The organism is Mucilaginibacter sp. P1_A3 (assembly GCF_056406855.1).
Genome location: NZ_JBFTZJ010000001.1, coordinates 576,707 through 597,357, shown reverse-complemented (window position 1 = coordinate 597,357; position 20,651 = coordinate 576,707). Strand labels below are relative to the sequence as shown.

Annotated in this window: 21 protein-coding genes; 20 read left to right on the top strand and 1 reads right to left on the bottom strand. The window is 42.9% G+C overall.

The features are described 5' to 3' along the window. Positions 1-162: 162 nt before the first annotated feature. A complete protein-coding gene (locus AC1D0K_RS02390) occupies positions 163-1,014 on the bottom strand; it encodes an NAD(P)-dependent oxidoreductase (protein ID WP_477442511.1) in 852 nt (283 codons plus the stop codon). Between the two features lie 340 nt (positions 1,015-1,354). On the opposite strand from AC1D0K_RS02390, the gene AC1D0K_RS02385 reads away from it, so the two are divergent. The 20 genes from AC1D0K_RS02385 to AC1D0K_RS02290 all read left to right on the top strand — a co-directional run bounded on the left by AC1D0K_RS02385 (position 1,355) and on the right by AC1D0K_RS02290 (position 20,579). Further along, positions 1,355-1,873, top strand: a complete 519-nt coding sequence (locus tag AC1D0K_RS02385; protein WP_477397027.1) for a YceI family protein — start codon at positions 1,355-1,357, stop codon at positions 1,871-1,873. A gap of 29 nt (positions 1,874-1,902) precedes the next feature. Then, positions 1,903-2,121 carry a tautomerase family protein gene (locus AC1D0K_RS02380; protein ID WP_477397029.1) on the top strand — a complete coding sequence of 73 codons (219 nt, stop codon included), beginning with the start codon at positions 1,903-1,905 and terminating at the stop codon, positions 2,119-2,121. 4 nt (positions 2,122-2,125) lie between these two features. Next, the gene (locus tag AC1D0K_RS02375) at positions 2,126-2,860 is read left to right on the top strand and encodes an SDR family NAD(P)-dependent oxidoreductase (protein ID WP_477397031.1); all 735 of its coding nucleotides are present in this window, start codon (positions 2,126-2,128) and stop codon (positions 2,858-2,860) included. Positions 2,861-2,933: 73 nt separating this feature from the next. After that, a complete protein-coding gene (locus tag AC1D0K_RS02370; RefSeq protein WP_477462989.1) occupies positions 2,934-3,314 on the top strand; it encodes a nuclear transport factor 2 family protein in 381 nt (126 codons plus the stop codon). A gap of 29 nt (positions 3,315-3,343) precedes the next feature. Beyond that, positions 3,344-4,093 carry an MBL fold metallo-hydrolase gene (locus tag AC1D0K_RS02365; RefSeq protein WP_477442513.1) on the top strand — a complete coding sequence of 250 codons (750 nt, stop codon included), beginning with the start codon at positions 3,344-3,346 and terminating at the stop codon, positions 4,091-4,093. A 96-nt stretch (positions 4,094-4,189) separates the two neighbouring features. After that, positions 4,190-5,029 (top strand): SDR family NAD(P)-dependent oxidoreductase, encoded by an 840-nt coding sequence (locus tag AC1D0K_RS02360; protein ID WP_477397037.1) that lies wholly within the window; start codon positions 4,190-4,192, stop codon positions 5,027-5,029. Between the two features lie 291 nt (positions 5,030-5,320). Then, the gene (locus AC1D0K_RS02355) at positions 5,321-5,752 is read left to right on the top strand and encodes a CBS domain-containing protein (protein WP_477397039.1); all 432 of its coding nucleotides are present in this window, start codon (positions 5,321-5,323) and stop codon (positions 5,750-5,752) included. Positions 5,753-5,817: 65 nt separating this feature from the next. Then, entirely contained in the window at positions 5,818-6,252 is a 435-nt protein-coding gene (locus AC1D0K_RS02350) for an NADH-quinone oxidoreductase subunit A (RefSeq protein WP_477397041.1), read from the top strand. Beyond that, a complete protein-coding gene (gene nuoB, locus AC1D0K_RS02345) occupies positions 6,249-6,887 on the top strand; it encodes an NADH-quinone oxidoreductase subunit NuoB (protein ID WP_477397043.1) in 639 nt (212 codons plus the stop codon). The genes AC1D0K_RS02350 and nuoB overlap by 4 nt, the downstream gene beginning before the upstream one ends. Positions 6,888-6,954: 67 nt before the next feature. After that, positions 6,955-8,703 carry an NADH-quinone oxidoreductase subunit C/D gene (gene nuoC, locus AC1D0K_RS02340; RefSeq protein WP_477397045.1) on the top strand — a complete coding sequence of 583 codons (1,749 nt, stop codon included), beginning with the start codon at positions 6,955-6,957 and terminating at the stop codon, positions 8,701-8,703. 75 nt (positions 8,704-8,778) lie between these two features. Continuing rightward, positions 8,779-9,243 carry an NADH-quinone oxidoreductase subunit NuoE gene (gene nuoE, locus AC1D0K_RS02335; RefSeq protein ID WP_477397047.1) on the top strand — a complete coding sequence of 155 codons (465 nt, stop codon included), beginning with the start codon at positions 8,779-8,781 and terminating at the stop codon, positions 9,241-9,243. 3 nt (positions 9,244-9,246) lie between these two features. Next, positions 9,247-10,515 carry an NADH-quinone oxidoreductase subunit NuoF gene (nuoF, locus tag AC1D0K_RS02330; RefSeq protein WP_477397049.1) on the top strand — a complete coding sequence of 423 codons (1,269 nt, stop codon included), beginning with the start codon at positions 9,247-9,249 and terminating at the stop codon, positions 10,513-10,515. 6 nt (positions 10,516-10,521) lie between these two features. Further along, positions 10,522-13,230 (top strand): NADH-quinone oxidoreductase subunit NuoG, encoded by a 2,709-nt coding sequence (gene nuoG / locus AC1D0K_RS02325; protein ID WP_477397051.1) that lies wholly within the window; start codon positions 10,522-10,524, stop codon positions 13,228-13,230. Next, positions 13,227-14,186 (top strand): NADH-quinone oxidoreductase subunit NuoH, encoded by a 960-nt coding sequence (gene nuoH, locus AC1D0K_RS02320; RefSeq protein ID WP_477397053.1) that lies wholly within the window; start codon positions 13,227-13,229, stop codon positions 14,184-14,186. The genes nuoG and nuoH overlap by 4 nt, the downstream gene beginning before the upstream one ends. Positions 14,187-14,278: 92 nt before the next feature. After that, on the top strand, positions 14,279-14,794 hold the full coding sequence (gene nuoI / locus AC1D0K_RS02315) for an NADH-quinone oxidoreductase subunit NuoI (protein WP_477397055.1): 516 nt from the start codon (positions 14,279-14,281) through the stop codon (positions 14,792-14,794). Between the two features lie 2 nt (positions 14,795-14,796). Then, complete coding sequence (gene nuoJ, locus AC1D0K_RS02310; RefSeq protein ID WP_477397057.1) at positions 14,797-15,327, top strand: NADH-quinone oxidoreductase subunit J; 531 nt, start codon at positions 14,797-14,799, stop codon at positions 15,325-15,327. Continuing rightward, the gene (gene nuoK / locus AC1D0K_RS02305) at positions 15,324-15,635 is read left to right on the top strand and encodes an NADH-quinone oxidoreductase subunit NuoK (RefSeq protein WP_477397059.1); all 312 of its coding nucleotides are present in this window, start codon (positions 15,324-15,326) and stop codon (positions 15,633-15,635) included. Before nuoJ ends, nuoK begins: the two co-directional genes overlap by 4 nt. Before the next feature lie 54 nt (positions 15,636-15,689). Next, entirely contained in the window at positions 15,690-17,579 is a 1,890-nt protein-coding gene (gene nuoL, locus AC1D0K_RS02300) for an NADH-quinone oxidoreductase subunit L (protein WP_477442516.1), read from the top strand. Continuing rightward, the gene (gene nuoM, locus AC1D0K_RS02295) at positions 17,576-19,129 is read left to right on the top strand and encodes an NADH-quinone oxidoreductase subunit M (RefSeq protein ID WP_477442518.1); all 1,554 of its coding nucleotides are present in this window, start codon (positions 17,576-17,578) and stop codon (positions 19,127-19,129) included. Before nuoL ends, nuoM begins: the two co-directional genes overlap by 4 nt. 10 nt (positions 19,130-19,139) lie before the next feature. Continuing rightward, positions 19,140-20,579: an NADH-quinone oxidoreductase subunit N gene (locus tag AC1D0K_RS02290; RefSeq protein ID WP_477397065.1), complete on the top strand. Its 1,440-nt coding sequence runs from the start codon at positions 19,140-19,142 to the stop codon at positions 20,577-20,579. The last annotated feature ends 72 nt before the right edge of the window (positions 20,580-20,651 follow it).

Sequence of the window (20,651 nt, the reverse complement as noted above, 5' to 3'; positions counted from 1 at the left end):
CCACGGATAGCGCACGATTTTCCCGAAAAGAAGTTTGATTTTTATAATGCACATTTTGAAAATGATGCTTCCTATATGAACGTAAGTGTTAATTTGTCAATGATGAACAAAGCCGCCTCAATTGATTTTGAAGCGGCTTTGTTGTAAACTGTTGCACAGGAATTAGGAAACTGCATCTTTAGCAATTACACTCCAATCATCATTACCGTGTCCCTTATCAATCCATTGATCCATGAGGTCGGCTATTGCTGGTATCAGACTTAGTCTTGCATTTTGCTCTGCGGCTGCGGCCAGCATTAGGCCAGCGTCTTTTCTCGCCATATTCAGTTCCCACGAGGGTTGAGTGAAATTTCCGGTTGTTATTCTTTTAAGTCTTGAAGGCATTGCCGCTGCGGGGTTCCAGGAGTCAAATAAGGCAGATACATCTCCGGCCGGGATGCCCAGCGCTTTGGCAAATGTCAGTGTATCAGCGATACCGGCGGTCATGGTCAGCAGGAACAGGTTTCCCGTTAGTTTCATACCTGCCGCTTTGCCTTCCGTTGTACCGAAATTGATCAGCTTACCGGTCATTTTGGATAGTTCTGGTTCTACTTTGCGGATAACTTCCTGATCTCCGGAAACAAGCATGTTACCTGTACTTTCCAATGCATTTTGTGGACCCATAAATACCGGAGCATGCAGATAAGTAAATCCTTTCGCTTTCCAGGCAGCTGTTCTGTCTACAGCACCCTTTGCAGAGGTGGTTGTATGATCTATAATAATAACGCCCGGTTCAAACCCCTCGCTGGCTAAGGATAATACTTCATCTACCGTGTTGTCATCCTTTAAAGTAAGATGAATAGTGGCTACGCCTTTTACGGCCTCGGCAACGTTGTCAAATGCTTTGGCTCCATCAGCTTCCAATGCCTTTGCTTTCTCCTTCGTCCGGTTCCAAACCTGAACCTGGTCACCTTTTTTGATCATTGCTTTTACAAAATTTGAACCTAAAAGGCCCATTCCAAGAAATGCTTTCATATGCTTGTTTTTAGATAGGATAAAGGTAGGGACTTAAATGCTAATTGGAAACGTTCTGCACCAATAGCAATACGGCAATCAATCTTACTCATCATGCAGTTTGTTATGCCTACCCGGTATATTTCTGATTACAATTCATTATATAAACTTTATAATATATAACTAAATTGCATCATAATAATTAGGTTATTTCAAGATATAACGCGTAGCCAGCTACATACTATGCCTGCTATGTGATCTACATCACATACATTTTGCCGCTCTTCAAATGTGATATAGGTCACGTAGCCACCTGGAATATCCTGCCGTACTTTGTGGTGTAATTAATAACACAAAGAAAATGGAAACTCAAAAATTTGAAATCGTAAATACCCAAAGCAATATTGACTGGGTAGGCAAAAAGGTAACCGGCGCACACAATGGTACCATTGCTGTTAAAGAAGGTGAATTGATTCTGAATGACGGTAAACTTGCTGGCGGTAAATTTATCATCGATACCACCTCCATCAAAATACTGGATGTAACCGACCCTGCAACCAACGCGCAATTCTTCGGTCACCTCGCTTCTGATGATTTCTTCTCTATTGAAAAGTACCCTGAAGCAGTTTTAGCAATCGCCTCAGTATCAGGAAATCATGTCGAAGGTGATCTGACCATCAAAGGCATTACGCATCCCGTTGGTTTTGATGTAGTGATCAATACAAACGGTGATAATTTAACCGCAAGTGGTAAACTGGTAATTGATCGTACAAAATATGAAATGAAATTCCGTTCAGGTAATTTCTTTAAAGATTTGGGCGATACGCTGATCTATAATGATTTTGAACTCAATGTAAGTGTAACCGCTAAAGCTGCCTGATAGGCCGCTTTAGCATAAAAATTAAAACCATGCCATACGTTAAAATTGAAGTAACCCGCGAAGGCGTTACAAGAGAACAAAAGCAAGCGCTGATTAAAGGTGTAACCAGCCTAATGACTGATGTATTGAATAAAGACCCTCATCTGACTCACGTGGTGATCCAGGAAATTGATCTGGACGACTGGGGTTACGCCGGAGAACAGGTATCTGTATTGAGAGACAAAGGCATTACTGCCGATAGAAAATAATATAATGAAAACACAAACAATAATTGTTACCGGTGCCTCATCAGGCATCGGTAAAGAAATAGCCCGTCACTTTTTAGAAAACGGCGACAATGTGGTGATCAATTCATCAACTGCTGAAAAGCTGGAAGAGGTTTACAAGGAACTTGGCGCAGGTGCAAATCTGGCCATGGTAGCCGGCGATGTAAGTGATAAAAGGACCGGTGAAAACCTGGTAGCTACTGCCATTGCAAAATTTGGCTCAGCGGATGTATTGGTGAACAACGCCGGTATTTTTGAAACCAAACCATTCCTTGAGGTAGATGAAGCTTACCTCGACCGGTTTTTGGATACAAACCTGAAGGGTACTTTCTTTACTACCCAGGCTGCTATTCCTCAAATGCTTAAGCAGCATAATGGCGTAGTGATTAATATTGGTGCTCCGTTGGTAAACCACGGCATTGCGGGGGTACCCATTACGGCACAAATGGCATCAAAGGCGGCAATACATGCGCTTACCATACAATTAGCAGCCGAATTTGGCAAAGATAACATCAGGGTGAATACGATTGCACCAGGCACCATCCGCACCCCAATGCACGGTGATAGTGTTGATCAAAGCGCAGGCTTACATTTGCTGAACCGCGTGGGCGAAGTAGAAGATATCGCGCAAATGGTTTATACCGTTGCCAAGAGCAACTTTGTTAGCGGAGCAATCATCAACGTTGATGGAGGTTTGGGAGCAGGGCACAATCTGAATTAATATGAAAACGCTTTTACTGACCGCTTTTTTGTCCTGTACATTAATGGTATTAAAAGCACAAAATTCAAACAAAATGGAAAATACACAGCAAGATTCATTAGCAATCACCCAGGCACTCGAGAATTATTACTTCAAAGCTATCTATGAAGGCAATATAACCACCCTGGGAAATATTTTAAACCCCGGTACCTTATTGTTCGGGGATGTGAAGGGACAGCCTTATGCTAAAACTCTCGATCAGTACCTTGATGGAGTAAAGAACCGTCAAAGCCCCAAAGATTCTGGTAAGCCTTTTAAAGGAACAATTATTTCTATTGATGTAGTAAACTCAATAGCAGTTGCCAAAGTACATGTGAAAATGTACGACTTTAATTATGATGAGTTCCTGTCGTTTCATAAAATCGATAACCAGTGGATGATTGTTAATAAAATGATCACTGATGTTGCCGAGTAGTATACTTTGACCTCGAAAAGCTTATAATCATGAAAAATGCAATCAACGTTATTTATCTCGGAGGCCCCACTATCATTCTGGAGATTGGTGGGTTAAGGCTGATGACAGATCCGACGCTTGACCCGGCGGGTGAATCGTTTATGATTAATGACAAACCTGCCTACTGGAAAACCGAAGGGCCGGCTCTCACTGATATCGGTAAAATAGATGTCGTGTTGTTAAGCCATGACCAGCATGGCGATAACCTGGATCATGCCGGCAGGGAATTTTTAAAGTCAGTTCCTAAAACGGTAACCACAAGGATAGGAGCGGAGAGATTGCAGGGGAACGCTGTAGGTTTATCACCATGGGAAAGCATTGTTTTAAATGATGAGGTCACAATTACATCAACACCTGCCCGCCATGGCCCGGCTGGAAGTGAGCATCTTACGGGTGATGTAACGGGCTTTATTATATCGACTAATGAAATGCAGATTTACATTACCGGTGACACTGTTTTTTATGAGGGGATAAAAGAAGTAGCTGAACGATTTAAACCTAAATATGTATTCATTTTTGCGGGTGCCGCTAAACCACGGGGACCATTTAATGTAACCATGGGAGCGAATGACGCAATCGATACGGCTTTTGCTTTTGCCCCGGCAACCATTATTCCGGTACATTTTGAAGGCTGGTCGCATTATACAGAAACCGGAGAAACGTTGCGGCAATCCTTCCAGGTTCTGGGCATTGCCGACCGCTTAAAGATTCTTAAAACAGGTGTAAAAACTGAACTGTAAAACATTATCCGATAAAAAATTTTAAGCTGTGAAATACCCGGACGGAATAGATCATGCCTTAAAATAACTCGAATAGAAACATTAAAATGTAACGTGATGAATACTTCAAAAGTATGGTATGTAACCGGGACTTCTCAGGGATTGGGATTGACCCTGGTAAAAAAACTGCTTGATAACGGCTATCGGGTTGCCGCAACCTCCCGTGATGCACATGCATTGAGCCAGGAGGTTGGATTGATAGACAAGGATCGTTTTCTTCCGCTGGCCGTCGATTTGAATAACGTGGATTGCATTGATGAATCCATACAGCAAACACTGGCAGCGTTCGGCCGGATTGATGTGGTGGTTAATAACGCTGGCTATGGAATGGCCGGAACATTAGAAGAAATAGCCGAAGAGGATGTCAGGAACATCTTTAATATTAATGTACTTGCTACAATAAATGTGGTAAAGAGTGTTTTGCCGGTAATGCGCAGTCAGCGGTCGGGTTATATTATAAATATCGGTTCGGTGGCTGGTTTTGTTGGTGCTCCCGGTTGGTCTGTTTATTCAGCTACCAAAGCTGCGGTGGCTGCCTTTTCTGAAGTCATCGCATTGGATGTTAAAGAATTTGGAATTAAAGTTACTATAGTAGAGCCATCTGGTTTCCGTACAGGATTTTTAACTAAAGACTCGCTTGCGTTCACCACTACCAAAATTGAAGGTTATGAAGCTGTCAGGAACACGCAGGACCGTTACTTGTCCATGAACGGGCAGCAAGCTGGTGACCCGGACCGGGCAGCGGAAATATTTATGGAATTGGCTGGAAGTTCTGAACCGCCAATGCACCTGTTTCTTGGGAATGACGCCTATAACAGGGCTTCGGAAAAACTGGCAGCTATGTCTGCAGAATTGGAACAGTGGAAATTAACAACAAAAGGGGCCGATTTTAAATAAGGACTGACACTGATTTTAAAAAGGAACGTTATACACTAAACTCATTCAGCAGAAAATCGACCAACTTATAGAAAAAGAGCGTCAAATAAGTCGATAATCTAAAAATAAGAGGCTAAATGGCTTAGGGATTTTCACACCGCTTTTAGCCTGAATTTTGCAGTTGAAAATAAAAATCAATATTGTTATTTATTTTTAAATATTGCTTTTTTTTCTGAAACAATTAAGTAACTTTATTATAACCAATTTGTTACCAAATTATTTCCCCAACCTGTAACCAGAAAGGAGCTCATAATGGGATGTGTTAGAAATATCTTATGTACCAAAAGTCAATCTCCAATTTTTGTAAGTCCGGATATTACTGTTTTTGAAGCGCTGGAGTTGATGTATGAAAAAAACATTGGCGCTATTTTAGTAATGGACCAAGAGCACTTCCGTGGTATTTTCACCGAAAGGGATTACGCCCGTAAGGTGATCCTGAAAGGGAGAGCTTCCAAAGAAATCCTGGTTGGTGAAATCATGACGGAAGATCCGGTAACCGTTTCCTCTTCTAACACCATAGAAGAATGCATGAGGTTAATGACCGATAAATTTATACGGCATTTGCCCGTAATAGACGATGGCAAACTAAAGGGAATTATTTCTATTGGCGACGTAGTAAAATACATCATCGAAGAACAAAAATTCATTATCGAAAATATGGAGCATTACATTAAAGGCTGCTAAAATTTGGGAAATACCCATTCAAGTACAAAAGCAGTTTATAGACATTCTTTTATAATATAGTATTTATGAATGTATCAAGCCCACCCAGTGTACCATTTTGGCCATTTATAGTTTACGGTGCTTTTGTTTTGTTGTTAATGATCCTTATTATTTCCCTTTCCTATTTTTTGGGACAACGTCATACTGATCGGGCCACCGGTCAGCCTTATGAATCGGGCATCATAGAAACCGGGTCGGCAAGACTGCGGTTTTCGGCGCAATTCTACCTTGTGGCCATGATATTTGTCATTTTTGATATCGAAGTAGTATTTATTGTTTTATGGGCCCTGGCATTTAATGAATTAGGATGGCCGGGCTATATAAGCATTTGTATTTTTATTGGGCTGTTGTTTGCTGTACTTATTTATGAATGGAGCATTGGAGCATTGGATTTTGGACCTGATGGGAAGAAAATTCTAAAAGCTTATCAAAAACTAAACCTAAAGAAACCCACAATATGAAATGGTGGCTTAGTAACCCGGCTGAACCGGCAAATACGCTAAAAGGAACAGGTTCTTTTGAAGAGTCTGTTGGGCAAAGCGTTATGCTTACAACAGTTCAGGATTTACTCGCCTGGGGTCGAAAAAATTCCATGTGGCCCTTTCATTTTGGCCTTTCGTGCTGTTTTGTGGAAATGGCAACCAGTTTAACCAGCAAATATGATGTTGCACGTTTTGGAGCGGAGGTAATACGGGGAACTCCCCGTGAAGCTGATGTAATGGTTATAGCTGGAACCGTTTTTGTAAAAATGGCCCCAATCATTAAACGTTTGCACGAGCAAATGATGGAACCTAAATGGGTGATCTCCATGGGCTCCTGCGCCAACTCCGGTGGCATGTATGATATTTACAGTGTTGTGCAGGGCGTAGATAAGTTTTTGCCGGTAGATGTATATGTTCCCGGATGCCCACCCCGGCCTGATGCTTTTATGCAGGGGTTGATGCTCCTGGCTGCTTCGGTAGGGAAAGAACAAAGACCTTTAAGTTGGGCCATTGGTCCCCAGGGGGTTATAAAACCCGAACAAGTGTCAATGAAGGAAGAAAAAAGGGCAGAACGTAAAAAGATGATCGATTTCCGTTCGCCTGATGGGATTTAAATTGGATTTAAGAAATGCATTAGCATGCATTAGTATTTAATATAAACCTAAATAAAGTATAAAGAGCATGGATAACTATTCAGGCTTGACAGATGAATTGACCTCTGAATTCGGAGGGTCTGTTTTTACTCAGCAGCTTACAGTTGATGAGATTACTACTTTATGGGTTGCAAAGGAAAACATAACAAGGGTACTTAACTATCTTAAGCACACCATCCACCATCCTTTTGAATTACTGTATGACCTCTGTGCTATTGATGAGCGAAGCCATGCTAAAAAGAATGGATCGACGCTATCTGATTTTACTATTGTTTATCACCTGCTTTCATTTGAACGGAATGTTTTTATCCGCCTTAAAGTAGCCTTACAAGGTGATCATCCATCTATACCATCTATCAGTTTTTTGTGGAAAAATGCCAACTGGTATGAGCGGGAAGTTTATGATATGTTCGGCATAAATTTCGAAGGCCATCCTCATTTAACCCGCATACTGATGCCGTTGACCTGGGAAGGCCACCCGTTGAGAAAGGAACATCCTGCAAGAGCCACCGAAATGGGGCCATTTAAACTTTGGGACGAAAAACAAGACCGGGAGCAAAACGCCCTGCAATTCCGTCCCGAAGACTGGGGCTTAAAAAGAGCAAGTGAAGATGCCGATTTTATGTTCCTTAATCTTGGTCCTCAGCACCCCGGTACACATGGCGTTTTACGCATTATTCTCCAGCTGGACGGTGAAGATATCGTTGATGCTGTTCCGGATATTGGCTTTCATCATCGCGGAGCAGAAAAAATGGGCGAGCGCCAGTCATGGCATACCTATATACCATACACCGATAGGGTGGATTACCTGGGTGGAGTAATGAACAATCTGGCCTATTTACTGGCTGTTGAAAAGCTGGCCGGTATCATCGTTCCCGAAAGGGTAAAGGTAATGCGCATTATGTTATGTGAGTTTTTCCGCATAGCAAGTCACCTGGTATGGTACGGTACATTTGCGCAGGATTTGGGGCAGCTTTCGCCCGTATTTTACATGTTTACAGATAGGGAGAAGATATTTGATATTGTGGAAGCTATTTGCGGAGCCAGGATGCATCCAAACTGGTTCAGAATTGGAGGAGTTTCCCAGGATTTACCTAAGGGCTGGGATAAATTGGTGAGCGATTTTGTAGCTTATTTTCCAAAACAACTGAAAGAATATCACCAGATGGTGATGCGTAACAGCATTTTCAAAGGCCGAACAGTGGGTATAGGCATTTACACCGTAGAAGAAGCAATAGAGTGGGGGGTAACCGGTCCTGGTTTACGAGCTTGCGGGTTAGAATGGGATTTCAGAAAAAAACAACCCTATTCTGGCTATGAAAATTTTGAATTTGATATCCCAACGGCTCAAAACGGCGATTGTTATGATAGAGCAAAGGTACGTGTTGAAGAGATGTGGCAAAGCCTGCGCATTATTGATCAATGCCTAAAAAATATGCCCGAGGGAAATTATAAGGCCGATCACCCTTTAACTACACCTCCTCTTAAAAAAAATACGATGCAGGATATTGAAACCCTCATTACCCATTTCCTGAATGTAAGTTGGGGGCCGGTAATTCCCGCCGGGGAAGCTATGAGCTGTATTGAGGCTACCAAAGGGGCCAATAGTTATTACCTGACTAGTGATGGCAATACTTCACCCTACAGAGTGAGAATCCGAACGCCCTCATTCCCGCACATGCAGATGCTGCCATATATCAGCAAGGGATACACGGTTGCAGATTTATTATCCATTTTGGGCGCCATGGATTATGTGCTGGCCGATATAGACAGGTGAAACATTCGAAAAATAGAAGTTAAGGATAAAAAGAGAATACGATACAAATTCCCGGTTGGCTAAATCAAAACAATTATGCTATCAACGGAAGAAATATTGAAAATAGACCATGAGATTGCGCTTGTCCCGGTCAGGAAAGCGGCCTGCATAGAAGCGTTAAAAATTGTGCAGAATCATCGTGGATGGATCTCAGATGAAAGTCTTCGGGCTATTGCAATCCACATGGATATGTCTGCCGAGGAACTGGAGAGTGTGGCAACATTTTATAATCTCATTTTCCGTAAGCCTGTAGGTCGAAATATTATTTTACTATGTGATAGTATTACTTGTTATGTAATGGGTTATGAAAAAATATATGAGCATTTGCAAGCCCGGTTGCACATTAAATTCGGAGAAACTACGCCCGATGCCAGGTTCACCCTTTTGCCTAACCCCTGCCTGGGCACCTGTGATCATGCCCCAGCATTAATGATTAATGATGATTTGTACAGGGATTTAACCAACGATAAATTGGATGATATATTAAAAGAGTATAAATAATACATGGAAACGCCGCTGACGCAACATATTGACATGAATCGCCCTTCGTTTAATCTTAAAGATTATGTGCGTGTGGGCGGGTATCAGGCTGTGCACAGGGCTGTTAAGATGTCTCCACGGGATATTACAAAAATGGTGCAGGACTCAGACCTTAAAGGCCGGGGTGGCGCTGGTTTCAATACGGGAATTAAATGGAGTTTTGTGCCGATGGATGATAATGCGCAAACCAAATACCTGGTTGCCAATGCCGACGAGATGGAACCCGGAACTTTTAAAGACCGCCTGTTGCTTGAAGGAAATCCACATCAATTAATTGAAGGTATGATTGTATCGGCTTATGCTATACAAGCCAATATATCCTATGTTTTTTTGCGCTGGGCCTATAAAAAAGCTGCCCGGCTCATCAGGCATGCTATCGATGAAGCTTATGCGGCCGGTTACCTCGGGAAAAATATTTTAGGCTCCGGCTTTAACCTCGAAATGCACTTGCATACAGGCATTGGCAGATACATGTGTGGGGAAGAGACCGCTTTGTTAAATGCGCTTGAAGGGAAAAGGGCCACTCCCCGCACCAAGCCTCCTTTTCCGCAGGTAAGTGGTTTATTTGGTAAACCCACCATTGTTAATAATGTGGAAACACTTTGTAATATTCCGCACATCGTTAATAATGGGTCTGATTGGTTTAGAGGCCTGAGTCCAGGTGCTGATGCGGGAACTAAATTATACGGCGTTAGTGGCAAAGTAAATAACCCCGGATTATGGGAGTTGCCAATGGGTACTACCATGCGGCAGCTGATTGAAGAGCACGCCGGCGGAATGAAAAATGGCTTCAAATTCAAGGGAGCCCTCCCGGGGGGCGCTTCTACCGATTTCCTGGTAACAGAGCACCTTGATATTAAAATGGATTACAAATCTGTAGCTGCGGCCGGCAGCCGTTTGGGCACAGGCACAATGATCATACTTGATGACCAAACTTGTCCAGTTGGTTTTGTACACAACCTGGAGCACTTTTTTGCGCAGGAATCATGCGGCTGGTGCACACCCTGCAGGGAGGGTTTGCCTTGGACAGAAAAGATTTTGCTTTCGATTGAAAATGGAGAAGGAAGACCCGAAGATTTGGAATTGTTGAAAATGCACACTAAACATTTAGGACCCGGTAACACATTTTGTGCCCTGGCGCCCGGAGCAATGGAACCGCTGCAAAGCGGCCTGAAATATTTTAAAGAAGATTTTGAAAAGCATATAAACGAAAAAAGATGTCCGTGGAGGTAAAATACAATGGCAGCAATTTATATTGATGGTAAAGCTTACGAAGTAAAGCCCGGCAAAAATTTGCTCGAAACCTGTCTTACGCTGGGTTTTAATTTGCCTTATTTTTGCTGGCATCCCGCCATGGGTTCCGTAGGCGCCTGCCGCCAATGCGCCATTAAACTCTTTAAAGACGAGCAGGATACCAATGGCCGTTTAGTGATGTCATGCATGGAAGTGGTGAAAGATAACATGTATCTATCTGTTAACGATCCTACTGCCAAAGCTTTTCGCTCGCAGGTTATAGAATGGCTCATGACTAATCATCCGCATGATTGCGCGGTTTGTGATGAGGGCGGTTCCTGCCATTTACAAGACATGACCGTGATGACAGGCCATACTTACCGTCGGTTTCAATACAAAAAACGTACTCATACCAATCAGTATCTGGGGCCCTTTATTAATCATGAAATGAACCGCTGCATACAGTGTTACCGTTGCGTTCGGTTTTATAAAGATTATGCCGGCGGGAAAGACCTCGATGTATTTGCAGCTCATGATCATGTTTATTTTGGCAGGGCGCAGGATGGCATACTGGAAAACGAGTTTAGCGGCAACCTTGCAGAAGTTTGCCCTACCGGAGTTTTTACCGATAAAACCCTTAAAGAACATTATACCCGAAAATGGGATATGACCATGGCGCCCTCTATTTGCCAGCATTGCAGCCTGGGCTGTAATATTATAGCTGGGGAGCGCTATGGGGAACTCAGGCAGATCACCAGTAGGTTTAATGGCGAGGTAAACGGTTATTTCATTTGTGATAGGGGCCGATTTGGTTATGAATTTGTAAACAGTATTAACCGCATCCAGCAGCCTTTAATACGAGGCAAAGTTCCAGATGCTGTAGGTAAACAAGATTTATATAACCACCTCAAATCTGTTTTATTAAACAATAAGGTGATTGGTATTGCTTCTCCGCGGGCATCATTGGAATCGAACTTTGCCTTGATGCAACTGGTAGGAAAAGATAGTTTTTACCAGGGCATTTCAGAAACCGAAGCTCAGCTAATGCACACTATACTTCATACTGTAAATTCAGGACACATCCATACGCCCACTTTAAAAGAAACTGAAGCGGCTGATGCTGTTTTAATACTGGGAGAAGACATAACCAATGCTGCACCACTATTGGCGCTGGCGGTACGGCAGGCAATAAGTAAAAAGCCTTTTGAAAATGCACAACGAATAAATATACCCTCCTGGCATGATGCCGCGTTACGTGAATTTGCCCAACAGGAAAAAGGGGAACTCTTTGTAGCTTATCCCACTCAAACCAAGCTGGACGAAATTGCCTCAGATAGCCTGCATATATCGCCCGATGATATTGCACGGTTAGGCTTTACCATTGCAAATTCCCTGAACAATGAAGCCCCTGCGCCCGGGGGAATAGGTGATGATACATTAAAACTTGCCCATCGCATTGCAGATATCCTGAAAAAAGCTGAAAGACCACTGATCATCTGCGGAACAAGCCTGGGTAATGAAGCTATTCTTAAAGCGGCTTCAAACATTGCATTTGCGTTGGGTACTAAAGATAAAAAAGCCAGCCTGTGCTTTGTGGTTCCTGAATGCAACTCGATGGGATTGGCGATGATGCAGGCGCCATCGTTAAAACAGGCCGCAGAAGTTTTGGAAAAGGGGGAAGCTGATACCGTAATTATTGTGGAAAATGACCTGTATCGCAGAGGAGCTAAAAAGGATATGGATAGCTTTTTTGACCATTGCAAACAGGTTATAGTGCTTGATCATTTGCATAATGGTACTACTAACCGGGCCAATGTATTGATACCTGTTGGCACGTTTGCCGAAGCCGATGGGACGATAGTTAATAACGAAGGCAGGGCCCAGTGTTTCTTCCAGGTATTTATGCCGAAAAATGAAAACCTGAGGGAAAGCTGGCGATGGCTTGATGAATTAAGACAATTTAAAAATGGAGTAAGTCCGGAAGATCTGGTCGCTCCCGGTGATTTGATGGCCGAAATGGTGGGGTTAATGCCTCAATTTAAAGGAGCAGAAACAGTAGCGCCACCCGCGGACTTTCGTATTGCCGGGCAGAAAATTCCCCGCGAACCACATCGTTATAGCGGCCGCACGGCTATGCTGGCCAACATTATTGTAAGTGAACCCAAACCACCCGAAGATCCCGATTCGGCTTTATCATTTACGATGGAGGGTTTTAAAGGAATGCCGCCGGCTCCTTTAGTCCCGTTTTACTGGGCCCCGGGCTGGAACTCGGTACAATCCATCAACAAATACCAAACGGAAGTTGGAGGGCCTTTGCAGGGTGGCGATCCGGGTAAAAGGTTGTTCCCAGAAACCGCCGTTGCCCAAAATGGATTTCTGAATACTATACCGCCGGCTTTTACACCACGTACCGGGGAATGGCAACTTGTGCCACTGTTGCACATATTTGGTTCCGAAGAACTCAGTATCTATACACCCGGTATTGCGGAGCGATCTCCCCAGCCTTATATCGTCATTAACAAACACGACGCGGCAAAATTGAATATCAGCGAAAATGATATGATGCAGGTGCAGATCACAGATCAGCTTTATAAGTTACCTGCAAAGATAAATGAAGAACTACCAGAAGGCCTGGCAGGTATACCATTCAATATTTCCGGACTGAGCGGAATTGCCTGGCCGGCGACAGGAATTTTAACAAAAGCAGCGATATGAGCACAATACTTCAATATATCCTGATGATTGTAATTGTATTATTTACATTAACTACAATTGCTGCGTGGCTGATTTGGCTGGAACGGAGAATGCTGGCACTTTGGCAGGATAGATATGGCCCAAATCGTGCTGGTCCGTTTGGTTTGCTCATTGTAGTTGCCGATACCATTAAACTGTTTTTTAAAGAAGACTGGATTCCTCCATTTGCTGATAAAACAATTTTTGTGATTGCTCCAACTATTATAGGAGCTACGGTACTCATGAGTTTCGTAATCATCCCTTATGCACCGGGCCTTCTCATTGCCGACCTCAATATTGGCCTGCTGTTTTTCCTGGCAATGTCATCCCTCGGTGTTTACAGCATAGTGTTGGGCGGTTGGGCCTCAAACAACAAATATTCGCTGCTCGGGGCATTACGTGGGGCCTCGCAAATGATCAGTTATGAAGTATTTATGGGACTCTCGCTAATGGGGGTAGTGATGCTGTCAGGCTCATTCAGGCTTACAGATATTGTACTTGCTCAAAAAGGTTGCTGGTATATTATTACTCAGCCGGTAGCTTTCGTTATTTTCATGATAGCAGGCATTGCCGAAACACACCGGCTGCCGTTTGATATCCCGGAAGCAGAAAGCGAGCTTGTGGCTGGTTTTCATTCGGAATACTCGGGGATGAAATTCGGGATGTTTTTTATTGGCGAATACCTGGGTATCACCCTCATTTCGGCTATGGTAGTTACCCTGTTTTTTGGTGGTTGGTTAGGGCCAGCATTCTTGCCTCCTTTAGTTTGGTTTACACTTAAAACTTTTGTTTTTATCGTGTTTTTCATCTTACTGAGGGCCTCGCTCCCCAGGCCCAGGTATGACCAGCTGATGGAATACGGGTGGAAAATATTATTACCCCTGGCTTTACTAAACTTATTAATAACGGGAGGGATTGTATTAATGATGAAAAAGTAATGATGTCATAACGTGTATAGCGATTAACTAAGGGCGGGACGCGACGATTTAAAATTCACCCTTTTATCAGTGATAATGTAAAAAGAGAAACGATGATCAGCATATTAAGAACCATAGGACTTACTTTTCTGCATACGTTCAGAAAAAGGGAAACCATACAGTATCCTGAAGAAAAGGTGGTGTTGCATCCACGCTGGCGGGGACGAATTGTATTGACCCGTGACCCCGATATGGGCGAGCGTTGTGTGGGTTGTTATTTATGTGCCGCTGCCTGCCCGGTGGATTGCATCTCTTTGCAGGCTACCGAAGATGAGAATGGCAGAAGGTATCCCGAGTTTTTTCGTATCAATTTCTCCAGATGTATTTTTTGCGGCTATTGTGAAGAAGCTTGCCCTACATACGCTATTCAGTTAATTCCCGACTTTGAGATGGCTGAATATAACCGGCAGGACCTGGTTTATGAGAAAGAAGATTTATTGATAGATAGCCAGGGGAAATATCCCGGCTATAATTATTATAAAGTTGCCGGCTTGGCTGCAGGTATAAAAGGAAAAGGTGAAGGTGACAACGAGGAACCACCAGTTGATATACACAGTTTATTGCCTTAAAAATGGATATCGTTTTTTACATAACCGCTTTTGTAACCGTGATTTCCACAGTCATGGTCATCTCCAGGCATAACCCGGTGCACGCGCTGCTGTACCTCATTATTTCCTTGTTATCCATTTCTGTAATCTTTTTTTTATTGGGTGCGCCATTTGCAGCCTTGCTTGAAATTATCATTTATGCCGGTGCAATCATGGTGCTTTTTATTTTTGTGATCATGCTTTTAAACCTCGGCCAGGAAACGGCGAAACAGGAGAAAGAATGGCTTAAACCAAAGGTTTGGATTGGTCCGGCAATTTTGTCGGCTATTCTTTTTGTGGAATTGGTTTACCTGATCATTACAGCTCATGCGGGGTCATACAATCTGCAAATTATTGATCCCAAGGTCGTTGCTGTTTCATTGTTCGGGCCATATCTTATCTGCGTAGAACTGGCGGCCATGTTGTTAATGGCGGGTGTAGTAGGCGCGGCACATATAGGGCAGCATAAAAAAATGATTTTGCACAGGTTTTTAAAAGGAGAGGAGCAATCATGAAATCATCTATATCTATAGAGATAGTTATGTTACTGGCAGGCTTGCTTTTCGTGCTGGGCATTGCTGGTGTCATCATCAGAAAGAACATCATTTTTATGTTGCTATCTGTAGAAGTAATGCTAAATGCTTCAGGCCTCGCCTTTGTGGCAGCGGGCTCACGCTGGGCACAACCGGATGGACAGGTGATGTTCATCTTTATCCTGGCTATGGCAGCAGCAGAGGTTTCCATTGGACTGGCGCTGATACTCCAAATTTATCATCAGCATAAATCATTAGATATTGACAAGTTGAAAGAAATGAAAGGATAGTTTAAAATTGGAATAGGGGTTTTAAAGCAAAAAACACGTATAAATAAAAGCAATATGAATAACCTGTTATGGCTTGTACCAGTTTTGCCTTTTGCCGGTTTTTTGATACTGGCATTGGCAGGTAAACGTATACCCCGTGTTTGGGTTGCAATAATTGGTGCAGGAAGCGTAAGCCTTTCAGCTCTCATCGTGCTTGTAATTGGTGTCAGTTTTCTGTCTCATCCGCCTGCTTCAGGTAACTATTCCCAAACTCTATGGACATGGATGCAGGTAGCTGGCTTTAGCCCTAAAATAACGCTTTTCCTGGATGCGCTATCACTTGTTTTTGTTTTTGTAATCACGTTTATCGGTGCTCTGATACATATTTATTCGGCGGGTTTTATGGCGGATGATAAAGATTATTCACGCTTTTTTGCCTGCATGAACTTGTTTGTGTTCTCTATGCTCCTGTTAGTACTGGCTGATAATTTATTGCTGTTGTATTTGGGTTGGGAAGGCGTGGGTTTGTGCAGCTACTTATTGATTGGTTTTTGGTATGAAAGCGCGGTCAACGGATATGCAGCCCGTAAAGCCTTTATCATCACCCGGATTGGCGACACGGCCATGGCTATCGGGCTTTTTGTAATTTTTTACCAGTTTGGCACGCTGGCTATTCCCGATGTTTTGGCTAAGGCCCCGGTTTTATGGCAACAGGGGGCGTCAATAGCTACCATTACAGCGCTATTGCTACTTGCCGGAGGGGTGGGGAAGTCTGCTCAGTTACCGTTACAAACCTGGCTGCCCGATGCTATGGCGGGGCCATCGCCCGTAAGTGCGCTAATCCATGCTGCTACTATGGTAACAGCGGGTGTTTATCTCATCGCCCGGATGCATGTTATTTTTCAGTTGTCGCCAATTGTACAAATGACAGTTGCTGTGATTGGAGCGGCAACCTTATTCATAGCTGGTTTCAGCGCCCTCACACAATATGATATAAAACGGGTATTGGCTTATTCTACCATCAGTCAAATCGGGTATATGTTTTTGGCGTTGGGCGTAGGCGCCTGGTCGGCGGCTATTTTTCATTTCATGATCCATGCGTTTTTTAAGGCGCTTTTATTCCTGGCAGCAGGCGCTGTGATAGAAGCCTTGCATCACGAGCATAATATGTTTAAAATGGGCGGACTTAAAAATAAGCTGCCAGTCATATTCTGGACTTTTCTGATTAGTTCGGCCTCATTAGCCGCGCTTCCATTGATAAGTGCGGGATTTTATAGCAAAGATCAAATACTATGGTACGCCTGGGCCAGCGAAGGAGGGAATCCCACGCTATGGTTTATTGCCTTGCTGGGGGCTTTCATTACAGCGGTATACACAACCCGGATGGTGATTCTTGTTTTTTGGGGCGAAGCTAAAACAGAGATTGGTCATCATCCCGGTAAGTTAATGACCGTTCCTTTAATTGTCCTGGCATTTTTTTCCCTTTTCGCAGGCTTTATAGAACTGCCTCATAATTTTGGTCATTTCAGACTTTTTTCGGGCATGCTTGAGCCGGTATTACCCGAAACGGTTTTAAAGGCCGGTATGAATACTGAACTGGAATTTCAGATCCTGGCCCTCCTGGCAACTTTTAGTGGGATTTATCTGGCTTATTTGTTTTATTACAAACAACCACAGCGTATTGAAAAATTAAAGCAATCGGGATTTGCCATGAACCTCTATTTTTTCTGGTTTTCGGGCTGGGGTTTTGATAAATTATACGATGTGCTAATTGTGAGGCCTGTTGTTTTTATAGCCAATATCAACAAAAATGATGTGGTTGATAAGCTTTATCAGGGTATAACGTTCGTCACTATCCGCCTTTATCGATCCTTATCATTTACCCAGTCGGGATCATTAAGGTGGTATATTATGGGATTGGTAATAGGCGCAATAATCATATTAAGTATACAAATAATGTTATGATACTTATTTATGTCATCGGTTTATTAATGGGAGGCGGTTTGCTGGCACTCCTGTTGGGGCAATGGAATAAAAACCTACCCCGCTGGATTGCGCTTTGTACGCTATCAGTTGGTTTTATTGCTTTAGTATCTTTTTGGATCGACCAATACCGCACCGTTAATGTCCAGCTTTCCAATACATGGTTGATAGATTACCGGCATACCTGGATACCGTCATTTGGGATAAGCTTTCACCTGGCTATTGATGGATTAAGCTTGTTGTTATTGGTACTGACGTTTTTCCTTGGAATTTTAGCGGTACTATGTTCCTGGAACGATATAAAAGAACGCCTTGGTTTTTATTATTTCAACTTGCTTTGGATACTGGCCGGAATTTCAGGAGTGTTCATGGCAATGGATTTGTTCCTGTTTTACTTTTTTTGGGAGGTAATGCTTATCCCGATGTATTTCCTGATTGGGATATGGGGAAGCGAAAACCGGGAATATGCTGCGTACAAGTTTTTTATTTTTACCCAAGCCAGTGGCCTGCTGATGCTGTTGGCCATTATTGGCTTATATTTTATCCATGGTAGTAATACCGGTGTTTATACCTTCAACTACTTTGAATTACTGGGAACCATCATTTCACCGGGTATTGCTTTTTGGCTGATGTTGGGTTTTATGATTGCCTTTGTGGTGAAATTACCCATAGTTCCCTTTCATACCTGGTTACCCGATGCGCATGGCGAAGCGCCTACTGCGGGAAGTTTGATACTGGCAGGTTTACTATTAAAAACGGGGGCTTATGGTATATTAAGGTTTGTACTCCCTTTATTCCCTGAAGTTGCGAAGGAGTTAGCGCCATGGGCTATGCTCTTTGGTGTAATGGGGATTATTTACGGGGCCATCCTGGCTTACTCACAAACAGATTTGAAACGGCTTGTAGCTTACACAAGTGTGAGCCACATGGGCTTTGTGATACTGGGTATTTTTGCTTTTAATGAGCTGGCGCTCCAGGGCGTAGTAATGCAATTGGTTACACATGCAATAAGTACGGGGGCCTTGTTCATTATGGCAGGGATGCTGAAAGAACGCCTTCATACCCGCGATATTAACCAAATGGGAGGGTTATGGACTCAGATGCCTCAAATGGGGGCCATAGGAATGCTGTTTGCCATGGCTTCCCTGGGCTTACCCGGATTGGGGAATTTTATTGCTGAATTCCTGATATTATTGGGCGCTTTTAAAGCCAATGTATTGGTTACTGTCATCGCTACCATTGGCCTTGTTTTTTCTGCCATTTATTCCTTGCGTATTGTACAGAAAGTTTTTTTAGGGCCATCAGAAAGACCGGATCAGGTTCGCGATTTTTCATTTAGAGAAATAGTGGTTATGGCAGCGCTCACACTATCAATAATTTGGCTGGGCTTGTATCCACAGCCTGTCATCAATACAGTTAAACCGGTGATTAACAAGTTGGAGCATATTTTCCTAACGGAGAATAAAAGTGTGCAAAAAGAAAACCATCAGGAAATACCATCGAACACAAATAAATATCTGGTCAAAAAATAAGAAGAACACTATGTCAGGTAACGATTTCTTTGCTCTTACGCCATTATTATTACTTGCCGGTTCTTCCGTGTTGATCATGCTGCTGATTGCAGTAAAATTGAGTCACCGCGTAATTCAGCTAAGTAGTCTGCTTTTGTTTGCTGTCACCTTTTCTTCACTTTTTTATATTCAACAATTGCTTCCTTACCGCATCGAACCGCTGTTGGTTATAGATGGATTTTCGGTGTTTATTATGGGCCTCATCATTTTTTCAAGTTTGGTGGTCAATATCCTTTCTTATATCTATTTTGAAGAAAAGGAGGAAAGCCCTAAAGAGTATTACGTGCTGCTTTTTCTGTGTACTCTTGGAGCCTGTGTGCTGGCAGTTAGTAAGCATTTTATTTCTTTGTTCCTCGGGCTCGAAATCCTGACTGTTGGTTTATACGCCCTGATTGCCTATTTGCGGGTTAGGCATCATAATATAGAGGCGGGAATTAAATACCTTGTTCTGGCGGCATTTTCTTCTGCCTTTCTTCTTTTCGGGATGGCCCTAATTTATATGGAAACCGGAAGCATGGACTTTTCAATAATTGCCCGTTGGCTAACCTCAGTTCAATCACTATCCCCACTATTTCTTACAGGCTTGGGAATGATGTTAGTGGGAATAGGATTTAAGCTGGCAGTAGTCCCGTTTCATATGTGGACTGCCGATGTATACGAGGGAGCCCCTGCACCGGTAACCGCCTTTATTGCTACAGCCTCCAAAGGGGGAGTTTTTGCGGTGCTGCTCCGTTTTTTTATAATGATTGATGGCTTTAGGTTTAAGGTTGTGATGCTTATTCTGATCTGTATTGCCATTGCATCAATGATTATGGGTAACCTGCTTGCAGTACAACAAAAAAACGTGAAACGTATTCTGGCTTATTCGTCTATTGCTCACCTTGGTTACTTGTTAGTCGCTTTTATCCCTGGCAGTACAATGAGTATAAAAGCCGTTAGTTTTTATCTGATGGCTTATTTTATTACCACGTTAACCGCTTTTGGCATTGTGACCGTTTTATCCAATAAAGAAAAGGATGCGGAAGATATTGAAAGCTACAGAGCATTATTTTGGCAACACCCTGTTTTGGCCTGCATATTTAGTTCGGCTTTACTGTCCTTAGCCGGGATACCGCTCACAGTTGGCTTTGTTGGTAAATTTTATATACTGGCAGCTGGGCTTCAGGCGGGATTTTGGGTGACCGCATTTGTCCTGGTTATGAGTAGCGTAATTGGCTTGTACTATTATCTCCGGATTATCTCCACGATGTTCGCTGGCCAAAAAAGTATTGCACCTCAAGAAGAAAAAGCAAATCCGGTATTTTATATGGTAAGTATTATAGCTCTATCGGTTCTAAGCCTGTTAATTATTTGGTTTGGGGTTTATCCGGCAGGAATGATGGGTTTTATGGAGTATCTTAAACTCAAATAGAATGAAGTGCGGTGTTTCGTTTGAGAAACTCGCAATTCATGATGATTTATACAGCACTTGGTTTTCGCTTAT

What these genes read in the sequence shown, in the direction of transcription:
- AC1D0K_RS02390 (WP_477442511.1), bottom strand. Translation starts at nt 1,014, where the DNA reads ATGAAAGCATTTCTTGGAATGGGCCTTTTAGGTTCAAATTTTGTAAAA.
- AC1D0K_RS02385 (WP_477397027.1), top strand. Translation starts at nt 1,355, where the DNA reads ATGGAAACTCAAAAATTTGAAATCGTAAATACCCAAAGCAATATTGAC.
- AC1D0K_RS02380 (WP_477397029.1), top strand. Translation starts at nt 1,903, where the DNA reads ATGCCATACGTTAAAATTGAAGTAACCCGCGAAGGCGTTACAAGAGAA.
- AC1D0K_RS02375 (WP_477397031.1), top strand. Translation starts at nt 2,126, where the DNA reads ATGAAAACACAAACAATAATTGTTACCGGTGCCTCATCAGGCATCGGT.
- AC1D0K_RS02370 (WP_477462989.1), top strand. Translation starts at nt 2,934, where the DNA reads ATGGAAAATACACAGCAAGATTCATTAGCAATCACCCAGGCACTCGAG.
- AC1D0K_RS02365 (WP_477442513.1), top strand. Translation starts at nt 3,344, where the DNA reads ATGAAAAATGCAATCAACGTTATTTATCTCGGAGGCCCCACTATCATT.
- AC1D0K_RS02360 (WP_477397037.1), top strand. Translation starts at nt 4,190, where the DNA reads ATGAATACTTCAAAAGTATGGTATGTAACCGGGACTTCTCAGGGATTG.
- AC1D0K_RS02355 (WP_477397039.1), top strand. Translation starts at nt 5,321, where the DNA reads ATGGGATGTGTTAGAAATATCTTATGTACCAAAAGTCAATCTCCAATT.
- AC1D0K_RS02350 (WP_477397041.1), top strand. Translation starts at nt 5,818, where the DNA reads ATGAATGTATCAAGCCCACCCAGTGTACCATTTTGGCCATTTATAGTT.
- nuoB (WP_477397043.1), top strand. Translation starts at nt 6,249, where the DNA reads ATGAAATGGTGGCTTAGTAACCCGGCTGAACCGGCAAATACGCTAAAA.
- nuoC (WP_477397045.1), top strand. Translation starts at nt 6,955, where the DNA reads ATGGATAACTATTCAGGCTTGACAGATGAATTGACCTCTGAATTCGGA.
- nuoE (WP_477397047.1), top strand. Translation starts at nt 8,779, where the DNA reads ATGCTATCAACGGAAGAAATATTGAAAATAGACCATGAGATTGCGCTT.
- nuoF (WP_477397049.1), top strand. Translation starts at nt 9,247, where the DNA reads ATGGAAACGCCGCTGACGCAACATATTGACATGAATCGCCCTTCGTTT.
- nuoG (WP_477397051.1), top strand. Translation starts at nt 10,522, where the DNA reads ATGGCAGCAATTTATATTGATGGTAAAGCTTACGAAGTAAAGCCCGGC.
- nuoH (WP_477397053.1), top strand. Translation starts at nt 13,227, where the DNA reads ATGAGCACAATACTTCAATATATCCTGATGATTGTAATTGTATTATTT.
- nuoI (WP_477397055.1), top strand. Translation starts at nt 14,279, where the DNA reads ATGATCAGCATATTAAGAACCATAGGACTTACTTTTCTGCATACGTTC.
- nuoJ (WP_477397057.1), top strand. Translation starts at nt 14,797, where the DNA reads ATGGATATCGTTTTTTACATAACCGCTTTTGTAACCGTGATTTCCACA.
- nuoK (WP_477397059.1), top strand. Translation starts at nt 15,324, where the DNA reads ATGAAATCATCTATATCTATAGAGATAGTTATGTTACTGGCAGGCTTG.
- nuoL (WP_477442516.1), top strand. Translation starts at nt 15,690, where the DNA reads ATGAATAACCTGTTATGGCTTGTACCAGTTTTGCCTTTTGCCGGTTTT.
- nuoM (WP_477442518.1), top strand. Translation starts at nt 17,576, where the DNA reads ATGATACTTATTTATGTCATCGGTTTATTAATGGGAGGCGGTTTGCTG.
- AC1D0K_RS02290 (WP_477397065.1), top strand. Translation starts at nt 19,140, where the DNA reads ATGTCAGGTAACGATTTCTTTGCTCTTACGCCATTATTATTACTTGCC.